The organism is Lacticaseibacillus salsurae (assembly GCF_045862175.1).
In the GTDB taxonomy this organism is placed as follows: Bacteria; Bacillota; Bacilli; order Lactobacillales; family Lactobacillaceae; genus Lacticaseibacillus; species Lacticaseibacillus salsurae.
In genome coordinates this window covers 1-22663 of record NZ_BAAFZI010000041.1, presented here as the reverse complement: position 1 = coordinate 22663, position 22663 = coordinate 1, and the positions used below count along the sequence as shown (strand labels likewise).

Here is a 22663-nt window from a genome sequence, read left to right as displayed (position 1 = left end):
CACCAACCCGTCTCTTTGACTCGTTGCTGGTAAGATAACACTCTACGGCTTCGATATAAGTTTCTACTGAAATCTTAGTCATACAAATACCCCCAAAGTTGTGTTCCAACTTTAGGGGTAAAGGTCAGGGATTGCGCTGCTTTTTTGAAATTCTATGAATAATCCAGGTTAAGTGAACCAGATACCGAGTGTATCATGACGCTGAAGTGGGATCGGAAGAAAGCAAAGCGGTGGAAAACGTATGAAGCAAAGTGAAACTGACGCATTGAAGATGTTGGAACAGGCATTTAGCGATGATGAATTAGAAACATATGTGTTTACGATTCAGGATTATTTTGCCGATGAAACCGACCGGTTGGAGATCGATAGTCCAGACATGGCGGATTACCTCGACGACATCATTCCTGAGTTTACCGAAGCGTATGACAGTACGAAACATGACCAATGGCTCTGTGAACTGCGGGAGGTCATCAATCATGCTAAGCGCTTAGCTACAAAGTGACATCAACACTCGCCACTGTTTGCAATCATTGCTGTTCCTGAGCGTTCAAAATACTTGTATGACCGTATTTTTTCTTTGAAAAGTCACTAAAGGTCCTTTGGATACTACCGATCAGATGATCAGACCGTCAAAAATGCCCATACAAATAAGATCCACCTGAACGATTCAAATTGAACGTTCAGGTGGATCTTATTTAGTCAGACCAAATGACAAGACGGTGTCGTATCGGGTCGTGAACCCCTCATCGCCGTGGTTCTGTCAATCGACTGCCGTACAAGAACCGTAGCGGATGGCCATGATGTTGGACGCTTTTGGTGTAGTTGTCATCGAGTTTTTCATTGAAGGCAAAGCGGATCAAAACCCGCAGCTGCCCATCATGTTGCGATACCGCAAAAACGTGGTCATCCCAAGGGTGCTTTGGCAAACAATCAACTATTGGCTGATCAGCTTGCAACAAACCTCGGCGTTGTGCCTGCAATAAGGCGTTCAACAACCGGTCAGTGTTGGTCACCACTGGTCGCATGATCAGTTGCGCTTACGCTCAGCGTAGCCAGCTAAGCCGATGACGCTGAGTAAGAACATCCCTAATGCACCGAGCATGCTACTATGCGTTTCACCAGCTTGTGGGAGTGCATCTGCATCTGTGGCATGTTGGGTACTTGCTTTCGCATGGGCGGTCAAACTTGTCGGCTGTGGCTGTGCGGCAAACTGTTGCTTGGCTGCTTTGCGCGCGTTTTGCTTACCTTGTGCGTGATGATAACCTGCGGCGATATGGCCAGATGGTTGCGCACCATGACTGGCACTGCCAGCAGTGCTACCGGTATGGTCAGATGTGGCAGGGGCCTCGGCGAGCTTGATGACGTGGAAGATCTTGGTGGTCGTGTTACCCACCATGTCAACGGCAGTCACAGTAAAGTAGTTGTCGCCATTTTGAAGGGTGTAAGTCTGGGTGAATTCGGCTGCACCATAAGGGTTCGAATCTGCATCAGGATCGTTGTGGTTGTTGAAGCCAGCCAGATCCTTTTGATGCACCAGATTGTTCCCGTTAGCATACAGGCGATAGCCATTGATGTTGTCATCAACTGTCCCAGAAACTGTGAACGTATCACTAGTTGTGGTGATGTCATAGTTGCCAGAAGCATCAACTTTCAGTGTGTCAGCTTGAGGCATGTCTAAAGTTGGGAACACTGTATCCAGATAGATCTCTAATTGCCCATAAGCCGTGGTACCATCGGCGTTGGTCAAACGGTAGCCAACCGCTTGCTGCTGTGCTGGCTTAAATGGAACTTGGAAGCTGAACGTGCCATCAGCGTTGAGCGCCACTGTCTGGGTCGGTTGGCTGGCATTGGTGATCGTCAAGGTCTTACCCGTTGGATCATCTACCTTGCCGCTGATCGTCAGCTCGCCAGTCGCGGCATCATAAGTTTTGGCAACTTGATCAGCCCCAACTAAGGTGAAGCTGTTGTCGTTGAAGTCGTTGAAGGTCAAGCCTTTGGTCGGTTGAGCATGGGTGGTGATACTGTCAAAATCACGTCCTGGCAGTTGTGGCGCATCGCTAGTCAAAACGGTGGCCGCTTTGGCGGTATCGTTATCGCGCAGCGGCACTGCAGCTTGAGGATCTTCTTCGCTGTAATGGCCATATCCAGCAGTCCCGTCAGCATCCAAGAAGACGATCATTTCATCACCGGATGCTGCGCCGGCTTTTTCGTAGACACCATAGGTAGCCGTCGGATATAAGACGGTCCCAGTGAAGTCCCCATAAGGTGCGCCTTCAGTGAGATTGAAGGTCACGATCCCAGTGGTCGGGTCCAGATCGCCTTGGAAAACATTGCCAGTTTGAGCATCAGTGGCAAAAACAGTCCAGTCGACCCCAGCTGGTACTTGCGCATAGGCCGTAAAGCTGGTTTGATCACTGACAGCTTGAACGAAGCCTTCTTTGCGCAGGTAGTTATAGCCGCCTTTGCCGATCATCCAAGTGAACTGTGGCGCGGTGTCTGGGACGTTTGCTTCAGTTGTGGCTGTGTGCTTGCCGGCAGTAGCTTGCAGGCTTGCAGTCGTCGTGTTCCCAGCGACATCAGTGATGGTCAAGCTAAAGCTACCGTCGCCAGCTTCTAAGGCCGCTTTTTGAGCGTCAGTCAAATCAAAGCTGATCGAGCCGTCGTTGCTTTGACCATTATTGTTCAGATCCACGCCATATTCGGTGTCGTTGATCTTCAAAACAGCTTGACTGTATTTCGTGAAGCCGACCCCAGCATCGCGGTAGGTGGCACTTACGCGACCGTTGATGTAACTTAGCCCACTCAGCGTTGGGGCAGTAGTATCAACGACTACTGGCAGATCATAGTCTTGATCTTGCTCAGCGCCGGAATTATATTGTTCCGTCACGATCCGATAAGTGTATTGACCGTCAGGAGCGGTGACATATTTACCAGTTGCTTGATCGTAAAGTTTGCCATCCCAGACGAAGGCATCTGGATCTAAGCGCATGTCGATCGAAAGCCCCAGGTCTTCGTTGAAGTTTGAACCGTTTTGCAAATAGGACTTATTGGTATTGTTTTCTTTATCCAAGGTGCGTACAACGTTACCTTTGGCATCCAAGATATCGATCGTCACTGTTTTGAGGTTTTGCTTGGAGAATACATATGGGTAAACTGTGTCGCTAGCGCCGTCACCATTAGGAGAGAAGGAGACTTTGCCATTTTGGACATAAGCGGGTACTTTGCTCCAAGAATATTGTCCAGTCGTATCAGTGTTAACCAGGTGGCTGAGCGAATCCGCATCAGCGATCCCTAGTGCGTGGTGATCTTCATCAACCAGATAACCGCCGTTGAAAATCGATTGGCCACTGTTAGCTGGGGAATCGATGACTTGTTCAGTCGTCAGATCACCGAAGTAGCCCAAATAAGGCACGCTGATCGTTTGTGAAGCGTCTTGCGCTTTAAAGGTCAGGTAACCTTCGACCAGTTGATTTGAAGCAACCGTGTTGTCCAAGCTCAACTTGAAAGTAACTGTCTTGGTTTCGCCAGCGGCAAGCGTGAAGGAAGCCGTGTCAGTGTTCACTGTCGCGCCAACGAGTGCTTGATCGTGGACCGTGTTGCCGTTGCTGGCGTCTTGTACCTGAGTCAGCGGGCCGCCATCATAGTCGACGGTGTAGTTTTGCGCGGCGGTGCCATGGTTGGTCAAGGTGACTGAGAAGCTGGTCGTTTTGCCGATAGTATTTAGCGAAACTGAACCGGCGTCATCAGTTCCTTCGGCAGTGACCGTTAAGTCCCCAGCTTTGGAGACGTCGATCTGCCCGGCGCCTTGACGCCGAGGTGAGATGTAAGTATCAGGATACTGGATGTCTTTCATGGGTTCTGCCGCGTTCATTAATTCCAGTTTAACGGCTTTGACCAGTTCGGCGCCTTTTAAGTCAGGACGAGTTTGTTGCAACTTTTGCATGACGATCAAAGCAGCACCGGCGTCATATGGGCCAGCCATGGAGGTCCCGGATTCGACTGCATAAGTTTGTGTGTTGGTCGTAGGGTCGATTGCTGTAGAAGTGACATTATCTCCAGGCGCTGAGATATCTGGCTTCAACGTGTAATCAGACATCGGGCCCCAAGAGGAGAACCCGTCCATTTGAGAATCGTCACCAGTGTCACTGGTTTCAGCAGCGACTGTCATTGCTGAAGCAGAAGCGGCAGGATCAGCGATGGTTGAATCGTTTTTAGGCGTATAAGCAGTTGAAATATCATTAGGGGTCTGCGCGCCGATGATGCTGGCGGCGTTGGCGTTGTTGCTGGCAGAAATGGAGACGAAAACGCCATGATCAGTCGCATACTTCACGGCTGCTTGTTCTTCGTCAGTGAGATCTTGTTCAGCTACCCCGATGCCTAAGGACATTTGGATCGCATTGGCGCCGAGATCAACGGCGTCACGGATAGCGCGGGAAATGTCATTGGTATTTTCATCAGGAAATTCATCGATCACTTGCATGGCGAGAATCTGTGCTTCTGGGGCGACCCCTTTGACGTAAACCGTCGCATCTTCGTCACCAGTGGCGCCATCAGCAGTGGTCCCATTGGCAGCAATGATCCCGGCAACGTGTTCGCCATGAGTCGAGCCTGAAACCGTGGTACCAGTGTTGATACTATCGTTGTTGGAATAATCATAAGCAAATGGGATCTTGCTGTTGATGTAAGTCCCGTAACCTTTTTTAGCGATCTGTGCTTCTGCATCAGCTTTGGTGATCGTTGCGGTGCTGTCATTTGACAAGCGCAGATCAGCATGTGCTTGCACGCCAGAATCGATCACGGCGACCACCATGCCTTGGCCTTGATACCCTTCAGCCCAAAGACCTTGAACATTCCCTTTGTCCAAAGTGTCTTCGTTAGCAGGTTTGGTGTTTGCATCCGTTGCCGTAGCAGGGTCAGAAGCATTTGCCACAGTATTGGCATTGGCGGCAGTTTGAGTGGCAACCTTAGGCGTTGTCGCGGCACTGTTAGTTGCAGTGCTAGTAGCGGTAGTAGCAGGTTGCGTCGTGGTGTCAGTCGTAGCAGGCGTGGTCGTCGCTGCAGGCGCCATCGTATCCGTAGCGGCTGCTGGTTTTGCTGGCGTGGTCGTCGTAGCAGGCGTGGCTTTTGCCGTTGCCGTTTGCTCAGCTGCTGCTGGTGCCTTAGTGGCATCAGCAGCTGGCTTGGCGGCTGTTTGTGTTGTTTGAACTTCTGCTGGTGTGCTGGTGTCGGCGTGGACGCTATTTGTCCCTGCACCACCAAATACGATCAACCCGGCCCCGAAGCTAATAATGGCTGCAGTCATCCACTGTGAGCCTGATTTATACATCTTATAATGGCGCTTATCTTCTTGCATCGAATTTTTTCCCATTCGATTACCCCCTCGAGTTGATGTTTGGGAAGACGCGAAAAAAAGTTTATGCCCTGAATTACAATTAGCATATTCACACATACTTCACATTATCTTCTAACGTTCTTCTCAATGTATTCAAATTTAACTGGTGATAATCTCAAAGTCAACCCCAAACGGACGATTTGTCGTGGGACTTTGTGTTTTCAAGTCCGTCGTTCAGCTGGGAAAAGATCTGCATTCAAATCACCACAGTGGGATTCAAACGTCTCACGCCACAAGTCGAGAAGGATTGTGGATCGCTTTGCAAAGAAAATGATCAGATCGGGCGCTATTGAGAATGACGCAAAGCAAAAATATTAAACACTCGGATCGCCTCATACACGGACAAGTGAGTACCAATTACTAGTTTGTCAGCTATCATAGAAAGCGTTAACTTTCGAACCTTTGCATATGCCTCGCTTGTTTTATTTCTGTAAAGCTTCATATGTACGCTTGACACCAATGTCAGTTTTCCTTAATCTTGGTACAGTCTATAGTTGAGAAGCTGGAGGAGAAAACTACCCATGTGTGGAATTATTGCGTTTGACGACCCAACGGTGCTGGACAAAGAAGACACCATTGAAGCGATGATGGAAATGATCCGTCATCGCGGGCCAAACCGTGAAGGCGGCGGGCATTACATTAATGATGAAGTCGCCCTTGGCTTCTGCCGGCTGAGTATCATCGATCTTGGTGGTGGCGGTCAGCCGATTTATAACGAAGATGGCACGATCGTGATCACCTTCAACGGCGAAATCTATAACTTCCAAGAATTGCGCGAAGAACTGATCGCGGCTGGCCACATTTTCAAAACCAAAGCGGACACTGAAGTCTTGCTTCACGGTTATGAAGAATGGGGGATGGCAGGTACTTTAGATCGTGTGCGCGGCATGTTTGCATACCTGATCTACGATGAAAACAAAAAAGCGTTGTTTGGTGCTCGCGATTTCTTTGGCATCAAGCCGCTTTACTATTACCAAAATGGTGACACCTTTATCGTCGGCTCTGAGATCAAAGCCTTTTTGAAACATCCGAACTTCAAAAAAGAACTCAACAAAAGAGCCCTCAAGCCATACTTAATGAACCAATATAACGATCTAGATGAAACTTTCTTCAAGAACGTTTACCGCTTCCCAGCTGGTCACTGGTTTGAATTCAAAGATCAAAAACTGGACATGCACGAATACTGGGATGCCAAATACGATTTGAATGAAAATCGCACCGAAGCGGAAACTATCGACGCCATCGACAAAGAAGTGGTGGATTCCATCAAACTTCACAATGTCGCTGATGTGCCAGTGGGTTCGTTCTTATCAGAAGGGGTCGACTCCAGCTATGTCACCACCGTTTTGAAGCCACATGAAGTGTTCTCGGTGAACTTCGACAATGGGCCTTTTGATGAAGCCAGTGTGGCGCGCGGTTTAGCTGAAGAAAACGGCTTGAACTTCAACGTGGAAACTGTTGACGGCGACGAAGCCTTCAACGACTTTGCCGAAATGCAATACCATATGGATGAACCAGATGCTAACCCATCGGTTATTCCGTTGTGGTACTTGTGCCGCTTAGCTCGCAAGAAGGTTACTGTCGCCTTATCTGGTGAAGGCGCCGATGAATTGTTCGGCGGCTATGTCAACTACGGCATGCATACCAAAAAGCAAGTCATCCGCGTGTTTGCCAACACTTTGCACAAATTGCCCCGTGGCGTGCGCTACTCATTAGGCCGCGGCATCAAGCATTTGCCAGCTTTTCCTGGCAAGGTGCACTTGTACACTTGGACAGCTAAGCCTTCTGAATATTATGTGGGCGAAGCGTTCATTTATGATCCGGCGCAACCGACTATTTTCACCAGTGATCAAGCCAATAGCATGTTGCAACCAGAATTTAAGAACAACTTGACGGTCAATGGCATCTACCAAAAAGATTTCGCCAAAGTGGAAACTGCCGAAGAGCTCAAGCAAATGCAATATATCGACTTGCATCACTTTATGCTTAACGACATTTTACAAAAAGCCGACAAGATCTCCATGGCCCATTCTTTGGAACTGCGCGTGCCATTTTTGGATCGCAAAGTCGCTGAACTGGCTAACTCGATCCCCAGCCACATGTTACTCAACCCCAATGGCTCCAAGTGGGTCTTCCGCAAAGCCGCCGAAAAGCATTTGCCATCTGACTTTGCCAACCGGCCAAAGCTGGGCTTCCCAGTGCCAGTGAAGACCTGGTTACGCGAAGCCAAATATTGCGACCGCGTGCGGGCGTTGTTTGAAGAAGACTGGGTCGCTGATCTGTTTGATCAGCCTAAGATCTTACAACTGCTTCAAGACAACTTCGATGAAAAAACCGATGGGCGCCGCCAGATCTGGGTCTTGTACACCTTCTTATTGTGGTACAAGATGTACTTCATCGATTGGGAAGGCACCGTTAAAAAGTACGGTCACGTTCAACCAGACGTGGCCAAGCTGATGGCTAGCGGCAAGCTGGTTTGATCAAAATAACCCTTGGATCGGAAATTTCTGATCCAAGGGTTATTTGTTTGAATTGAATTGGGTATTTGCACTTGGCGCTGCGGCTGGCTCACCATGCCGCGCTGAGCCAGCTGGTGTTTTAAATTCAAACGTTCTCAACGTTTGCCACTATCTGCCAGCTAGCGATACTTCAACGAGGTGTTGTCATTAGTAGGCATGACCTACTAGTCGCGATCTGCTGGATCAGTTAAGGAAGATAGTCAAACCAGTGCGAATGTGAAATCAAGCCATGATGCTGAACTTTCAGGGTTACCAGACTTGACCTTACACGTCGCAACGTACTGATCGCTGCCTACACCTGAAGATTCGTGAGTCGTTGCCACATCAGAGAATTATCGGTGGGGGCAGACTTGGCGATCAAAAAGGCGGTACCTAGTATTACTAGGTACCGCCTTTTTGATCGTTACGATTGCTTGCCATCTGCTGGTAAGCGGACTGGCGTTTCAAGTTCAAGCGCCGGTAAAACAAAGATCAGCGCTTGGCAATGAAGTTTTGGTAAGCCCAATACAACACGCCGATGATCACGACGAATAAGACTAACTTGATCAATAACGCAATGATCCCAGAAACAACTGGCAATAACAACAAAGCAACAATAGCGATGACGATCCATGTCAGGATCTGTTTGGTTTTGGCATTCATAAGCGCGGCTCCTTTTTGTAGGCACTAGATATCGAGGCCACAAGTGGCCCGTTATTCCTGTTCAGTATATCCTATAACAGCGACCTTGGCGCAAGAAGCCCGTAAAATCAGGCTTAAGTCTGATAAGATAGCTAATAACATGTAATACTATATCTAGAATGAAAAACAGATTTTTCCAATTTTCATACAATATATGGCCCCTATTCATGGTATGATAATGACATTGAGATTTACGGAGGGGTTATTGCATATGATCGATATTAAAGTCAAAATCAACATTAAAAAGCGCGACGGTCGCATCGTCGACTTCGACCAACAAAAAATCACCCGAGCCATCACCAAAGCGGCGGTGTCTGTTGACGACCCATTGTCACCAGCTGACTACCGCGACATTGAAGCGATTTCGGATGATGCCGTGGCGACGATCATGGATCGTTTTGACAAAGACGTACGTATCGCGGAGGTGCAAAGCGTCGTTGAAGAGGCGATTTTGAATGCCCATAAATATGACTGGGGCAAAGCGTATACGGACTACCGCATGCAACGCGATATCGATCGTGCCAAGCGCGCTGACGTCAACTATAACGTCCAAAAGTTGATCGATCGCGATGCCGAAGTGGTTCACGAAAATGCCAACAAAGATTCTCGCGTCTTTTCCACTCAACGCGACCTCACTGCCGGCGCCGTGGCCAAAGCCATGGGTCTGCAAATGTTGCCGCCAGCAGTGGCCAATGCGCATTTGCGTGGCGATATTCACTGGCATGACTTGGACTACACGCCATTTATGGCTGAAACCAACTGTTGCTTGATCGACTTTAAAGAAATGTTGAACCATGGCTTTAATATCGGTAACGCCGAAGTTGAACCGGCTAACTCCATTCAAGTGGCGGTCACCCAAATGACGCAGATCATCGCCAATGTCGCCAGCTCCCAATATGGTGGCTGCTCCAGTGATCGCACCGATGAAGTTTTGGCGCCTTTTGCCGAAAAGAACTACCAAAAGCATTTAATCGAAGCCGCAGAATTGACGGATGATCCTGACAAAAAAGCTGAATATGCCAAGCGCCGGACCAAAAAAGACATTTTAGATGCCTTACAAACCCTGGAATATCAAGTGAACACCTTATATTCCACGCAAGGGCAAACGCCTTTTGTCACGGTGGGCTTTGGCCTTGGTACCAACTGGATCGAACGCGAGATCCAAAAAGATATTTTGAAGATCCGCATTGGTGGCTTAGGCAAAGAAAAGCGCACGGCGATTTTCCCAAAGCTGGTGTTCACCTTAAAGCGCGGCTTGAACCTCAAGCCTGGCGATCCTAACTATGATATCAAAGAACTGGCTGTGGAATGTGCCACTAAGCGCATGTACCCAGATGTGTTGTCTTATGACAAAATCGTCGAACTCACTGGCAGCTTCAAAGCACCAATGGGTTGCCGCAGTTTCTTACAAGGTTGGAAAGATCCTGAAACCGGCAAAGAAGTCAACGCTGGACGCATGAATTTAGGCGTGATCACCTTGAATCTGCCGCGTATCGCCATGGAATCTAAAGGCGACAAAGACAAGTTCTGGAAGATCTTGGAAGCGCGGTTGAAGATCTGCAAGCAAGGTCTGGTTTATAAAGTCGAACGCGCCAAAGAAGCGACGCCAGAATCAGCACCGATCTTGTATAAGTATGGGGCGTTTGGCAAGCGTTTGGCTGATGATCAAAAAGTCGACGAAGTGTTCAAGAATTCTCGCGCCACGGTGTCGTTAGGCTACATCGGGTTGTATGAAGTTGGCACCGTCTTTTATGGCTCTGAGTGGGAGAAGAATCCAGAAGCTAAGAAGTTCTCTATCGACGTGGTCAAAGACCTTTATGATCATTGTGTTGAGTGGGAAAAAGAATACGGCTATCATTTTTCCGTCTACTCCACACCATCTGAATCTTTGACTGACACTTTTGCCCGCGCGGATAAGAAGCGTTTTGGCGTGGTCAAAGATATCACGGACAAAGATTACTACACCAATTCTTTCCACTATGATGTCCGCAAAGCGCCAACGCCTTTTGAAAAGCTCGACTTTGAAAAAGACTATCCTAAGTATTGTTCCGGCGGCTTCATTCACTACTGCGAATATCCTAACTTGAAGCAAAATCCTAAGGCTTTGGAAGCAGTTTGGGATTACGGGTATGACATCGTCGGTTACTTAGGCACCAATACGCCGATCGACCAATGCTTCGAATGCGGCTTCAAAGGCGAATTCAAAGCTACTGAAAAAGGCTACGAATGCCCACAATGCGGCAATCACAATCCAGACACATGTGATGTGGTCAAGCGCTTATGCGGCTACTTAGGTAACCCCAACAAGCGCCCAATGGTTCACGGCCGCCAAGAAGAGATCATCCATCGTAAAAAGCATATGACCTTAGGCAACGACAACTTAGCTGGCCAAGCCTAAAGCCAACAAATGAGACGCGTGCGTCTCATTTTTTTGTGGGTCAGATAAAGCGCTAACAACGGGCTGACGCGGGTTATGCCAGTTGGTGCATAATGACGCACTGCTTGTGTGACTGTAAACAAAGTCTCACAAGCGCTACACTAAATGAAAGGAGTTGATGTTGATGAAAATCGTTGCATTGACGGCGGCGCGAGCTTCAAAAGCGTTTGACCGTCAACTTTTATCAGCTTTACAAAGCGCCTATCCAAGCTTGCAAATCGTGACCTTAGCCGCACAAGCACCGCTTATTGACCAAACTGCGATCGCCGCAGTCGCTGAAGCAGATGGGGTCTTGATCGCTACCGCCGAACATGAACCCGCGCAAACACAAGCTTTGCTCAACGCTATTCAAAGCCTGACCAAAGCGCAGCCGCGTTTGGCTGAAAAGCCGGTGGTGATCTTCAGTACCGCTTATGCCACCCAAGGCCAACATGCCAGCTTAAAGACGATTGCCCAAGCGCTGAATGCCCATGGCGTCAAGGCCAACGTGGTGCAAACTGTCGCGATCAACGACGCGCCGCATCAATTTGCTGACGGCAGGCTTCAAGGTCCTGCCCAGCAACAAGTTGAGCAGGCCATGGCGCAATTAAAAACCGTAATTTCGAAACAGGAGGAACAAGCAATGTCTCAACCAAAAATCGCCTGGGATGCGACTTATGATGTGATCGTATTAGGATTCGGTGGGGCCGGTGCCACTGCGGCGCGTTTTGCTGCAGATGCTGGCGCCAAAGTCTTGTTGGTGGATGCCGCACCACTTGGCCACGAAGGTGGCAACACGCGCTATGCTGGTCAAATCGTCGGGTCAGCCGCAGATTTTGATGAAATGAAGACGTACTACAAGCGCCTGCAATACCCATTGACTTTAGATGAAGACATGATCGACACTTATGTCGATGGCATGGTGGGGATGAGCGACTATTTCCAAAAGTATTTGGAAATCGAAAAGCCGTTTTCCGTCAAGCGCGATTGGCATCATGAAAAACCTGACTTGGCATCAATGTTGCCAGAATATCCTGAATATGCCGGTGGCGACAGTTATGATGTGTTGTTGGTCCATGACGGCACCTTTGATTCCGCTTTTTGGAAAACGTTGCGCGAGCAAGTCACGAAGCGCGCCGATAAAATCGATGTGTGGTTCAAAGCCCCAGCCAAGCACCTGATCCAAGATCCAACCACTAAAGCCGTGATCGGGGCCCAAATCGAGCGTGAATCCGTCTTGTTGAATATTCGCGCCAATAACGGGGTCGTGTTGGCCACTGGTGGGTTTGAAAACAACCAACAAATGATCCAAGACTACTTAGGCGCTGAATCCTTGCAGCCATTAGGTTCCGTGTATAACAAAGGCGATGGCGTGCTGTTAGGCCAAGAAGTCGGTGCTGATCTGTGGCATATGCATAACTATGAATCGCTTGGGTTGACGGTACGCAAGCCAGATGGCACCCGCGGCAAGATCTTGTTTGCTTGGACGGCAATGGCAGCCGGCTCCGCGTTTGTCGTCGGCGATGATGGCACGCGGTATATGAATGAGACCCAAGCCAACCGGCACGGACATTTGTATGATCATGGTACTTGGCGGATCCCAACCAACAATGTTAAGCCGTATTTGATTTTTGACGCGGCCAAATATGCTGAGTTTGCTGCACAAAAGCCTGACTGGTTGGACAGTTTGGCCCATGCCGCAACTTTGGCAGATCTGGCTGACATCATCGACGTGCCAGCTGAAAACTTGGAAAAAACGCGCGCCCGTTTTGACCAATTTGCCAATAACGGCGAAGATCAAGCCTTTGACCGCGACGCTGATACCATGACCGCTTTAGGCGATGGCCCATATTACGCTTTGGCGCTGCGTCAAAGCATGCTCAACACCCAAGGCGGTCCCCGTCGCAATGTTCGCACTGAAGTGTTGGATACCACTGGCAACCCGATCCCACATTTGTATTCTGCTGGCGAACTTGGCGGGATCTCTGCCAACCAGTATCAAGGTGGCAACAACTTAGCTGAATGCTTGATCTTTGGGAAGATCGCCGGCATGAACGCCGCGCGGCCAAAAGCTGACCGCCCAGTTGCTGAAGCTGATGCGACTAGCGGTGCCAGTGCCCATCAAGCCACAACAGCGTTAGGGTCAGACCTGGCCAGCGCCCCAAAGACTTATAGCACCGGTGAGCACCAATATATCGGCCGCTCCACGGCTGGTATGGGCAATGAGATCGTGGTACGGGTCACTTATGATGCCGGTAAAATCGAAAACATCGAAGTCTTGCAACAGAATGAATCCGGTGATTTCGGGTTGAAGGCGATCCAACAACTTCCAGATGAAATGGTGAAAGCCAACTCGACAGATGTTGACGCGGTGTCTGGGGCTAGCGTGTCTAGCAAAGCGTTGAAAGCTGCGGTTGAAGATGCATTAAAACAAGCGCAATAATAATGTGAGCAGGTAAAAGTCTGGCGAGTTTTCGTCAGGCTTTTTTTGTCACCATTTTGTCAAAACAGTTTGGCGGTGTTTTTGCGTAATCTATTTAAGACAGGTAAAATGGATAAGATAGAATTGGAGGGGTTCGATGAATTCGCAGGCATTGGCGATTTTACAAGAAAAGTTCGGCTATCCCGCGTTTCGCCCAGGGCAAGATCTGGCGATCACGCAGATCTTAAACGGTGAAAATACGTTAGTCGTCATGCCGACAGGCGGCGGCAAGTCGCTTTGTTACCAGATCCCAGCGTTGGTATTGCCAGGTTTGACGCTGGTGGTATCACCACTGATCGCCTTGATGAAAGACCAAGTGGATGCGTTGCGTGAAAATGGCATCGATGCGACTTTTATCAACTCCAGTTTAAGTTACCAAGAAGCCGAAAACCGCCTGACATTAGCGGCCCAAGGTGCTGTCAAAATGCTTTACGTGGCGCCAGAGCGCTTAGATCAGCCGCAATTTCAAGCGGAACTGGCCAGCTTGAACATTTCATTGATGGCCGTGGATGAAGCGCACTGCATTTCCCAATGGGGGCATGATTTTCGGCCAAGTTATTTGAATTTGCAACAAGTTGCCGCCAACTTGCCGAGTCATCCAACCATTGTCGCGTTGACTGCTACGGCAACAACGCGAGTGGCTGACGATATTTGTGACCGTTTGGCCATTGATCACAGTCATATGGTCAACACTGGTTTTGCTCGCGAAAACTTGGCCTTTAACGTGGTGCGCGATCAAGATAAAGATCTGTATCTCACAGAATATTTGAAGCTCAACCATGACCAATCTGGCATTATTTATGCTTCCACTCGTAAAGAAGTGGAGCGGCTGTACAATTTTTTGAGTCACAAGAAATTATCCGTGACCAAATATCATGCTGGTTTGTCTGAAACAGAACGGGCGCAAAATCAAGAGGACTTCTTATATGATCGTAAGCTGATCATGATTGCAACAAACGCTTTTGGGATGGGGATCGACAAATCAAACGTGCGCTTTGTGATCCATGACCAAGTGCCAGGTGATCTGGAGTCTTATTATCAAGAAGCCGGCCGCGCTGGGCGTGACGGACTGCCTAGTGAAGCAATCTTGTTGTTTGCGCCGCAAGATTTGCAGATCCGGCATTTTTTCATCGACCAATCTGAAGGCGATGAAGCATATAAACAACACCAATATATGAAGTTGCAAACCATGCAGCAATATGGCAACACTGGCGATTGTTTGCAGCAGTTCATTTTGCGCTATTTTGGGGAAAAATCGGCGCCGTGTGGTCGCTGCTCGAATTGTTTGGATGAACGCGAACTCGTCGATGTGACTGTTGACGCCCAAAAAGTGCTTTCTTGTGTCGTGCGTTTGCATTCACGCTTTGGCAAAGGTGTCGTCGCCCAAGTGTTAGGTGGCGCCAACAATGCGCGCATTCGCGACTTGCATTTAACTGAGCTGTCCACATACGGTTTAATGGCAGCTCAAAGTCAAAAAGAGATCACTGGCTTCATCGACTTTTTGGTGGCCAGTGGCTTGCTGGTGGCCAATGGCGGCCAGTATCCAACCTTAGGCTTAACCGCTAGCGGCGTGGCGGTGTTGAAAGGCCAACAAAAAGTCCAACGTAAAATGGCTGCCAAAGCCAAAGCGACGCTGGCAGTGGATGATGACTTGTTCCAGCAACTGCGCAACTTGCGCCGTGAGTTGGCAGAAGCCTCTGGCGTGCCGCCTTATGTCATTTTCTCTGATCAAACGCTTAAGCAACTCGCTGCTGAAAAGCCGCAAGATCGCTTAGGCATGTTGAAGATCAAAGGCATCGGCGAACACAAACTGGATAAATACGGCAAGCAGTTTTTGGCGGTTTTGCAAGATGCCTGATCGTCATGGCGTTGCCCGTCCAGTCCGCTGGAACGCTTTTCTTCGGGCAACTTTCATGAAACTAATTGGTCTTGGGGTTTATGTCCGGTTTAATATTAGGTATGATGAACGTAAGTAGGTCTTGAAAGGAGTCGACGCGATGCAACTGTATAATACTTTGACGCGGCGCAAAGAGGAATTCAAACCATTAGTGCCAGGCGAGGTCCACATGTATGTGTGTGGTCCGACGGTTTATAACTACATTCATATTGGCAATGCCCGCTCGGCGATCGCGTTTGACACGATTCGGCGTTATTTCGAATATCGCGGCTACAAAGTAACGTACATTTCCAACTTTACTGACGTCGACGATAAGATCATCAATGCCGCGCATGCGGCTGGGATTGCCCCGTTGGACTTGGCCCAACAGTTCATCGATGCTTTTATGGCAGACACCAAAGCCATTGGCATCGAACCTGCCACCGCCCATCCGCGGGCCAGTGAAATGATCCCAGAGATCATCGACTTTATTCAAGTGTTGATGGACAAAGGTTTTGCTTATGCGGTTGATGGGGATGTGTATTTTCGGGTGCGCAAATCTCCCAATTACGGCCAACTTGCCAATAAAAACATCGATGAGTTGGAACTTGGCGCCAGCCAACACACGGCTACTGAAGAAACCGCGCGCAAAGAAGACCCCGTCGACTTTGCCTTGTGGAAAGGCGCCAAGCCTGGCGAGATCTCTTGGGACTCGCCTTGGGGTGCCGGCCGGCCTGGCTGGCATATCGAATGTTCAGTGATGGCAACGAATATGCTTGGCGACACCATTGACATTCATGCCGGTGGTCAAGATCTGGAATTTCCGCATCACACCAATGAAATCGCTCAATCTGAAGCCAAAACCGGCAAAAAGTTTGCCAACTACTGGTTGCATAACGGGTTTGTGACCATCGGTGAAGACGATGCCAAAATGTCCAAATCACTAGGCAACTTCATCACCGTACATGACATTGTCAAAACTGTCGATCCCATGGTGTTGCGCTTTTTAATGGCGTCTACCCAATATCGCCGGCCGATCCGCTACTCTGAAGCAGGGTTGCAAGAAGCCGCGACGAACTTAGAGAAATTGCACAATGCTGATACCAACGTGGCCTTTCGTGAAGTCAAAGCTTCAGCAGGCGAAGATACGCAGATCACCCAACAAGTCGCAGATTTAACGGATGCCTTCACGACGGCAATGGATGACGACTTCAATGTGCAAAACGGCTTGGCAGTGGTGTACGACTTGGCGAAATTAATGAACGAATATGCCGCCACTGACGCACCAAAAGTTGACAGTTTGGCATTATTGCGACAAACGTTAGCGACTTGGTTGCAAATTTTTGGGGTGCATTTTGACGCGGCAGGCTTGCTTGACGCCGACGTGGATGCCAAAATCGCCGCTCGTGATGCAGCACGCGCTCACAAAGACTTTGCCACCAGCGACCAGATCCGTGACGAGTTGCTTAGCCAAGGGATTATTTTAGAAGATACGCCTCAAGGAACGAGGTGGCGCCGCAAATGACGAGTCCATTACAACTAAACGGGATCGCGCTGGCTTATTTAGGTGATGCGGTGTACGAAGTGTACGTGCGCGAGCATTTGCTGGCGCGCGGATTCGTGCGGCCAAATCAGCTGCAACGCGAGGCGACGAATTTCGTTTCTGCCAAAGCCCAAGCCGCCTGCATCGATGGCATGGAAAAACAAGCATTATTGACTGAAACAGAATGGGACTATTACAAACGCGGACGTAACTCAAAATCATACACTCATGCCAAGCATACGGATGTGGTGACGTATCGGATCTCAACTGGCTTTGAAGCCTTGTTTGGGTATTTGAAACTCACTGATCAAAAAGCACGCATCGATGAATTGGCGCAGTGGTGCATTGATTATGTCGAATCAGGAGGAACTGGCCATGGCCAAATCACAACAACCAAATAAGCGTAAATTTCATCGCGATCCCAAGCAAAAAGCCGAGCGTGATGAACGCCTGGCTCGCGCTCGCCGCGATGATCGCCGGCCTAAGCCGGAAGTCGCACCAGACGAGCCAGCCGATAATGAATTTATTTTCGGCCGCCATGCCGTTGAAGAAGCCTTAAAAGAAGGTTCAGCGACCAACATCAACAAATTATTCGTGCAAACGGATATGAAGTCTGATCAAGTGCATGCGATCGTCAAAACCGCGCAAACCAAAAAAATCATCGTCAGCCAAGTGCCAAAGTCCAAACTCGACTTAATGTCTGATGGCGGCAATCACCAAGGCGTTTTGTTGACGTTGAGTCCATATGACTATGCGACGATCGACGACTTGTTTGAACATGCGCAAGGCCATGATCCGTTTTTCTTGATCTTGGATAACTTGGAAGACCCGCATAACTTAGGCTCGATCATGCGAACTGCTGATGCCATCGGTGTCGACGGGATCATTATTCCCAAACATCGCGCCGTTGGGTTAACGTCTACCGTGGCGAAAGTCTCTACTGGCGCCATCGAACACGTGCCAGTAGCGCGGGTCACCAACTTAGCCAACACCATCAAAACCTTAAAAGAAAAAAATGTCTGGATCTTTGGCACTGCCATGGATGGCCAAGATTTCCGCAAGTGGGATGCCCATGGCGCCATTGCCTTGGTGATCGGCAACGAAGGCAAAGGCATTTCACCTGGTGTGGCCAAGTTGATGGATCAAACTTTGACCATCCCAATGGTCGGCCATGTGCAAAGCTTAAACGCCTCTGTTGCTGCAGGGATCTTGATGTATCAAGCGTTCACCAACCGAGGTTTGTAAGATGCGCCGGCACATTTTGATCGTGGATGCGTATAACGTGATCGGTAATTGGCCCCAGTTGGCTAAGCTCAAAGCCGATGACAAATTAGACGCTGCCCGCGATCTCTTATTGCAAGTTTTGGCGGAATATCGCGCGCATGAAAATGCCGAGATCATTGTGGTGTTTGACGCGATGTACGTGCCTGGTATCGGGCAAAAATATGACCAATGGGACATGCAGATCGTGTGGACAGATGAAGAACAAACCGCCGATGCTTACATTGAAGCATTAGCTGACAAAAATAATTCGCCACTGGTGCAATTAACGGTGGTCACCAGCGATCAAGCGGAACAATGGACGGTATTTTCACGTGGTGCGTTGCGCATTTCTAGCCGTGATTTCTTAGGTTATGTGCGCCGCTCACACAAAGAGTTCACCAGCTCCGCAGATCCGTTCATTACCCGCGAAAAACGCCGCAATGTGCCTTGGAATGATTCGCAAACACAAGAATTGGATGCGTTGCGTCGGAAGCTTGAAGAAGGCGACGACTAACGCGCAAAGGCTTGAACCGTCATCGGTTCAAGTCTTTTTTTGTGGCCAGCGCTAGGCGCGAAGAGAATTTTTAATTAGCGTTGACAAATGTAAATTTAAAGCATATAGTCAACATGTAAGTTACAAATGTAAATTTTAGGAGGCGACGTCATGGCAGCCATTGAAATGTCCCCAGCAGAATGGGATGTGATGCGGGTGATCTGGACCAAATCACAAGCTGATACCAATACCATTATCGACGCGCTGCAAGCCAAGCGCGACTGGGCGGCATCCACAGTCAAAACCCTTTTGCGGCGGTTGGTGGCAAAACAAGCGTTGACCACTACCAAAGTCGGGCGGCAATTCATGTATCATCCCGAAGTGTCAGAACAACATGCGATGCAACAATCGGCCAACACGCTGTTTGATAGCTTATGTGACATGAAAAAAGGGACGATCTTAACCCAGTTGTTGCAATCCAGCCCGTTGAGTCGATCTGACATTGCCGCCATGCAAGCGGTCCTCGCCAAAAAAGCACAAACAGCACCAAAGCAAGTCGCTTGCAATTGTTTACCAGAAAATTGTACCTGTGAAAAGGGAGTGAAAGCATGAGTCAATTGATCGTATTGATCGCCGGTGTGGCGTTGATCGGGTTTATCGGGTGGTGGTTTTTCGGCAAGCATGCTGTGGCCACAACTGAAGCCACAGTGGCAGATCAACAACAAACAGTCGACGTGTTAGTTAAAGGTGGGTATTCCCCAGAGCGTGTGGTATTGAAAGCTGGCGTGCCAGCCGTATTGAACTTCACTCGCACAGATCCGTCGAGCTGCTTGGATCGGGTGGTATTTTCTGATTTTGGGATCAACCAAGCGCTACCTAAAGGCGAAACGCAAGCCATCAACATCGATACCTCAAAGCCTGGTACGTACACTTGGGCTTGCGGGATGGATATGTTTCACGGCCAATTAGTCATTGAATAGGAGTCAAGTCATGAGCGAAAAACAAAATATCAAGATCACGGTTGCTGGCGGTTATGACCCAGAAACAGTCACCGTCAAACAAGGCGTGCCGACCACACTGACATTTACCCGGACGAATACTCAAGGGTGTTTAGACGTGGTGCATTCCAAAGCGCTCAACTTTGAAATGGAACTGCCCATCGATCAGCCGCAAACGGTTGCCATTGACACGTCTAAAGCTGGCAGTTTCACTTACAGCTGTGGGATGGATATGTTTTCAGGCCATGTGGAGGTCAAATAAATGACAATTACCCGGCGTTTTTGGGTATCGCTGATCTTCAGCTTGCCTATGGTACTTGAAATGATCTTGCATCCGCTATTTGGCTGGATGTTGCCAGGCGGGCAATGGACCATGTTGATTTTGACCAGTATCGTGATGTTAGTATCAGCCGTCCCGTTTTGGCAAAGTGCTTGGGCCAGCTTCACCAAACATCACGCCAATATGGATACCTTAGTGGCGATCGGCACCGCCACAGCGTATTTCTATAGCATTTACGCCATGTTTGCCGGCTTGGAAGTATTCTTTGAATCCGCGGCGGTGGTGACCACCTTCGTCTTACTGGGTCAAGTGTTTGAAGAGCGCATGCGCAACAACGCCTCTGATGCCGTGGCCAAGTTAGTGGATCTACAAGCCAAAGACGCTGAAGTATTGCGCGAGGAGCAATGGGTCCGCGTGCCGCTATCAGAAGTAGTGGTCGGCGATCAACTGCGCGTGCGTCCTGGGGAGAAGATCGCCGTTGACGGGGTGATTGTTGATGGTAAGTCGACCATTGATGAATCGATGGTCACTGGCGAAAGCATGCCTGTCGAGAAAAAAGTCGGCGATGCAGTGATCGGCGCCACCATTAACGGTACTGGTACGGTCACTTATACCGCCAAAAAAGTTGGCGACGATACCATGTTGTCACAGATCGTGGAAATGGTGAAAAAAGCGCAGAACTCTCACGCCCCGATCCAAAAGCTGACTGACAAAGTGTCTGATATTTTCGTGCCAGTGGTGTTGATCATTGCGATTTTGACCTTTATGGTCTGGTATGTTTTCATCGGCGCCAGTGTCGCCAACAGTTTGATTTTTGCGGTATCTGTGGTGGTCATCGCCTGTCCTTGTGCTTTGGGATTGGCCACACCAACGGCGTTAATGGTTGGGACTGGCCGCTCAGCGAAAATGGGCATTTTGATCAAAAATGGGGAGGTGCTTGAAGCGGTCAATGACGTCAAAACCGTGGTATTTGATAAAACTGGCACCATCACCAACGGCAAGCCGATGGTCACCGACGTCATTGGGGATCGCAAATTGGTCTTAACCACTGCCGCTGCGCTTGAAGCCACTTCCGAACATCCCCTAGCTGCAGCCGTGACGACTCAAGCTCAAGTAGAGCAACTGGCCATTGCACCAGTGACTGACTTTCAAGCCATCGAAGGCCAAGGGGTCACCGCCAAGCTTGATGGCAAGCAGGCGTTTGTCGGCAATGATAAGCTAGCTGCCCATAGCGAGTTGCCAAAGGCGTTGAAGGCCCAAGTTTCAGTGCTGCAAGATCAAGCCAAAACCGTGGTATATGTCGGTTTGAACAACCAAGTGATCGGCTTGATCGCCATTCAAGATGCCCCGAAACCCAGCTCCAAAGCGGCAATCGCCGCTTTGCGTGCGCGGGGGTTGAAAACGGTGATGTTGACCGGCGATAATGTCCGGGTGGCGCAAGCCATTGCTAAGCAAGTTGGCATTGAGCAAGTCATCGCTGACGTCTTACCAGGGGATAAAGCCGATCAAGTCAAAGCCTTGCAGCAACATGGCGCGGTGGCATTTGTCGGCGATGGGATCAATGATGCACCGGCGTTGACAGTCGCTGATGTCGGCATCGCCATGGGGTCAGGCACGGATATCGCCATTGAAGCTGGCGGGATCGTCTTAGTCAAAAACGATTTGATGGATGTCGATCGGGCGTTAGCTTTAAGCAAAAAGACGTTTGATCGCATCAAGTTGAACCTATTTTGGGCGTTTGTTTACAACGTGTTAGGCATTCCCGTGGCTGCGGGGTTGTTTTATGCCATTGGGTTGACTTTAAGTCCTGAGTTTGCCGGTTTAGCCATGGCGTTATCCAGTTTGTCTGTGGTCACCAGCTCCGTGTTGTTGAACCGCGTCAAGATCGAAACCAAAGCGCTTGTTGCCTAGTATCAAAAATGCACTGTCGAAATTTCTCGGCAGTGCATTTTTTTCGTTAGTTCATGCCATCAAATTTGATGAAGGAATTCTTGGCTAAAGCGTTGAGATCAGTATCTTTGTTGACGATGCCGAGCTTTTGCAAGTCGCTGCCGGCTTGGACAAAGGCTTTGGTGCCACCATTGTAAGAAGCTTTCCAGTTATAGGTGGCCATGGCTTCCATGTTCACAGAAGCTTTACCAGCAACATATTTCTTGGCAATGGCGATTTTAGCCGTTTGGGCTTGGTGCGTTTTGACCCATTGGGTGGCTTCTTGCATCGCTAAGGTATACTTGCGAGCCACTTCAGGATGTTCTTTGGCAAGCTTGTCAGAAACAAAAGCGACACAGCAATATTCAGCCTGGATTATTCACCTCGGTATTTGGGACATGAAATCGCATCTGGCCGGTCTGAAAGCAACGTTTGGAGCGTTGCGAATACTGACTGAGCGGAGAAGTTGGTGATCGATGCACCACGAACAGACCGACCCAGTTTTCGGCTCGACGCACGACCTATTCAGTTATTCAGTTCAGGTCGCCAACTGATGGACTTCGTCCATGAGCCGACTAAACCAGTTCTTGTAAACATAGTTAGAAGCAAGATGAATCACCACACGACGGGCGTGCCAAGTAATCCTACCGGCGATGTGAAAGAGACTGAACCGTAGCGAGGAGATGGTTGAACGACGGTCTTCCGAGACAAAGAGCTGTTTAAAGAGCTGAACCAGGTTATAGGCAATACCGGTGATCAAGGCTCGTGCAGTGTTCCGTGCAAAAGTTGAG

At 49.2% G+C, this 22663-nt stretch carries 18 protein-coding genes and 1 pseudogene; 14 read left to right on the top strand and 5 right to left on the bottom strand.

All coding sequences use genetic code 11. The annotated features are described in order from the left end of the window. Window positions 1–241 precede the first annotated feature (241 nt). Complete coding sequence (locus ACKTSG_RS10645; protein ID WP_407894605.1) at window positions 242–502, top strand: hypothetical protein; 261 nt, start codon at window positions 242–244, stop codon at window positions 500–502. A gap of 241 nt (window positions 503–743) precedes the next feature. Here the strand turns inward: ACKTSG_RS10645 and ACKTSG_RS10640 are convergent, their stop codons facing one another. Further along, window positions 744–1025 (bottom strand): hypothetical protein, encoded by a 282-nt coding sequence (locus ACKTSG_RS10640; RefSeq protein WP_407894603.1) that lies wholly within the window; start codon window positions 1023–1025, stop codon window positions 744–746. A gap of 2 nt (window positions 1026–1027) precedes the next feature. Next, entirely contained in the window at window positions 1028–5368 is a 4341-nt protein-coding gene (locus tag ACKTSG_RS10635; RefSeq protein ID WP_407894601.1) for a S8 family serine peptidase, read from the bottom strand. 545 nt (window positions 5369–5913) lie between these two features. On the opposite strand from ACKTSG_RS10635, the gene asnB reads away from it, so the two are divergent. Further along, window positions 5914–7872 (top strand): asparagine synthase (glutamine-hydrolyzing), encoded by a 1959-nt coding sequence (gene asnB, locus ACKTSG_RS10630; RefSeq protein WP_407894599.1) that lies wholly within the window; start codon window positions 5914–5916, stop codon window positions 7870–7872. Window positions 7873–8382: 510 nt separating this feature from the next. Here the strand turns inward: asnB and ACKTSG_RS10625 are convergent. Further along, window positions 8383–8553, bottom strand: coding sequence for a hypothetical protein (locus tag ACKTSG_RS10625; protein WP_407894597.1), 171 nt, complete (start codon window positions 8551–8553; stop codon window positions 8383–8385). A gap of 250 nt (window positions 8554–8803) precedes the next feature. Here ACKTSG_RS10625 and nrdD point away from each other — a divergent pair, with 250 nt between their 5' ends. The 12 genes and pseudogenes from nrdD (at window position 8804) to ACKTSG_RS10565 (ending at window position 21854) form a co-directional block, all read left to right on the top strand. Next, window positions 8804–10990 carry an anaerobic ribonucleoside-triphosphate reductase gene (nrdD, locus tag ACKTSG_RS10620; protein ID WP_407894595.1) on the top strand — a complete coding sequence of 729 codons (2187 nt, stop codon included), beginning with the start codon at window positions 8804–8806 and terminating at the stop codon, window positions 10988–10990. Window positions 10991–11147: 157 nt separating this feature from the next. Next, a pseudogene (locus ACKTSG_RS10615) lies at window positions 11148–11516 on the top strand (NAD(P)H-dependent oxidoreductase); the annotation flags it as partial. 135 nt (window positions 11517–11651) lie between these two features. Further along, a complete protein-coding gene (locus ACKTSG_RS10610; RefSeq protein ID WP_407894607.1) occupies window positions 11652–13451 on the top strand; it encodes an FAD-dependent oxidoreductase in 1800 nt (599 codons plus the stop codon). Between the two features lie 136 nt (window positions 13452–13587). Next, on the top strand, window positions 13588–15348 hold the full coding sequence (recQ, locus tag ACKTSG_RS10605; protein WP_407894593.1) for a DNA helicase RecQ: 1761 nt from the start codon (window positions 13588–13590) through the stop codon (window positions 15346–15348). A gap of 139 nt (window positions 15349–15487) precedes the next feature. Next, complete coding sequence (cysS, locus tag ACKTSG_RS10600) at window positions 15488–16891, top strand: cysteine--tRNA ligase (RefSeq protein WP_407894591.1); 1404 nt, start codon at window positions 15488–15490, stop codon at window positions 16889–16891. Continuing rightward, a complete protein-coding gene (locus ACKTSG_RS10595) occupies window positions 16888–17310 on the top strand; it encodes a Mini-ribonuclease 3 (RefSeq protein WP_407894589.1) in 423 nt (140 codons plus the stop codon). Before cysS ends, ACKTSG_RS10595 begins: the two co-directional genes overlap by 4 nt. Next, window positions 17285–18154 carry a 23S rRNA (guanosine(2251)-2'-O)-methyltransferase RlmB gene (gene rlmB / locus ACKTSG_RS10590; RefSeq protein ID WP_407894587.1) on the top strand — a complete coding sequence of 290 codons (870 nt, stop codon included), beginning with the start codon at window positions 17285–17287 and terminating at the stop codon, window positions 18152–18154. The genes ACKTSG_RS10595 and rlmB overlap by 26 nt, the downstream gene beginning before the upstream one ends. Before the next feature lies 1 nt (window position 18155). Next, a complete protein-coding gene (locus ACKTSG_RS10585) occupies window positions 18156–18686 on the top strand; it encodes an NYN domain-containing protein (RefSeq protein ID WP_407894585.1) in 531 nt (176 codons plus the stop codon). A 150-nt stretch (window positions 18687–18836) separates the two neighbouring features. Next, window positions 18837–19277, top strand: a complete 441-nt coding sequence (locus ACKTSG_RS10580) for a CopY/TcrY family copper transport repressor (protein WP_407894583.1) — start codon at window positions 18837–18839, stop codon at window positions 19275–19277. After that, the gene (locus ACKTSG_RS10575) at window positions 19274–19645 is read left to right on the top strand and encodes a cupredoxin domain-containing protein (RefSeq protein WP_407894581.1); all 372 of its coding nucleotides are present in this window, start codon (window positions 19274–19276) and stop codon (window positions 19643–19645) included. Before ACKTSG_RS10580 ends, ACKTSG_RS10575 begins: the two co-directional genes overlap by 4 nt. Before the next feature lie 10 nt (window positions 19646–19655). Next, window positions 19656–19925, top strand: coding sequence for a cupredoxin domain-containing protein (locus ACKTSG_RS10570; RefSeq protein ID WP_407894580.1), 270 nt, complete (start codon window positions 19656–19658; stop codon window positions 19923–19925). Next, window positions 19926–21854 carry a copper-translocating P-type ATPase gene (locus ACKTSG_RS10565; RefSeq protein ID WP_407894578.1) on the top strand — a complete coding sequence of 643 codons (1929 nt, stop codon included), beginning with the start codon at window positions 19926–19928 and terminating at the stop codon, window positions 21852–21854. It abuts the gene before it with no gap. Window positions 21855–21900: 46 nt separating this feature from the next. On the opposite strand, the gene ACKTSG_RS10560 is transcribed toward ACKTSG_RS10565, so the two are convergent. Together ACKTSG_RS10560 and ACKTSG_RS10555 are read right to left on the bottom strand one after the other, a co-directional pair. After that, window positions 21901–22185, bottom strand: a complete 285-nt coding sequence (locus tag ACKTSG_RS10560; protein WP_407894576.1) for a hypothetical protein — start codon at window positions 22183–22185, stop codon at window positions 21901–21903. Between the two features lie 225 nt (window positions 22186–22410). Further along, a partial coding sequence (locus tag ACKTSG_RS10555; RefSeq protein WP_407891817.1) for a transposase occupies window positions 22411–22663 on the bottom strand: 253 nt, incomplete at its 5' end.

Coding starts and splice junctions, on each gene's coding strand:
- ACKTSG_RS10575 (WP_407894581.1), top strand. CDS start 19,274: ATGAGTCAATTGATCGTATTGATCGCCGGTGTGGCGTTGATCGGGTTT.
- ACKTSG_RS10570 (WP_407894580.1), top strand. CDS start 19,656: ATGAGCGAAAAACAAAATATCAAGATCACGGTTGCTGGCGGTTATGAC.
- recQ (WP_407894593.1), top strand. CDS start 13,588: ATGAATTCGCAGGCATTGGCGATTTTACAAGAAAAGTTCGGCTATCCC.
- cysS (WP_407894591.1), top strand. CDS start 15,488: ATGCAACTGTATAATACTTTGACGCGGCGCAAAGAGGAATTCAAACCA.
- ACKTSG_RS10635 (WP_407894601.1), bottom strand. CDS start 5,368: ATGGGAAAAAATTCGATGCAAGAAGATAAGCGCCATTATAAGATGTAT.
- asnB (WP_407894599.1), top strand. CDS start 5,914: ATGTGTGGAATTATTGCGTTTGACGACCCAACGGTGCTGGACAAAGAA.
- ACKTSG_RS10565 (WP_407894578.1), top strand. CDS start 19,926: ATGACAATTACCCGGCGTTTTTGGGTATCGCTGATCTTCAGCTTGCCT.
- ACKTSG_RS10645 (WP_407894605.1), top strand. CDS start 242: ATGAAGCAAAGTGAAACTGACGCATTGAAGATGTTGGAACAGGCATTT.
- ACKTSG_RS10595 (WP_407894589.1), top strand. CDS start 16,888: ATGACGAGTCCATTACAACTAAACGGGATCGCGCTGGCTTATTTAGGT.
- rlmB (WP_407894587.1), top strand. CDS start 17,285: ATGGCCAAATCACAACAACCAAATAAGCGTAAATTTCATCGCGATCCC.
- ACKTSG_RS10580 (WP_407894583.1), top strand. CDS start 18,837: ATGGCAGCCATTGAAATGTCCCCAGCAGAATGGGATGTGATGCGGGTG.
- ACKTSG_RS10585 (WP_407894585.1), top strand. CDS start 18,156: ATGCGCCGGCACATTTTGATCGTGGATGCGTATAACGTGATCGGTAAT.
- ACKTSG_RS10610 (WP_407894607.1), top strand. CDS start 11,652: ATGTCTCAACCAAAAATCGCCTGGGATGCGACTTATGATGTGATCGTA.
- ACKTSG_RS10640 (WP_407894603.1), bottom strand. CDS start 1,025: ATGCGACCAGTGGTGACCAACACTGACCGGTTGTTGAACGCCTTATTG.
- ACKTSG_RS10625 (WP_407894597.1), bottom strand. CDS start 8,553: ATGAATGCCAAAACCAAACAGATCCTGACATGGATCGTCATCGCTATT.
- nrdD (WP_407894595.1), top strand. CDS start 8,804: ATGATCGATATTAAAGTCAAAATCAACATTAAAAAGCGCGACGGTCGC.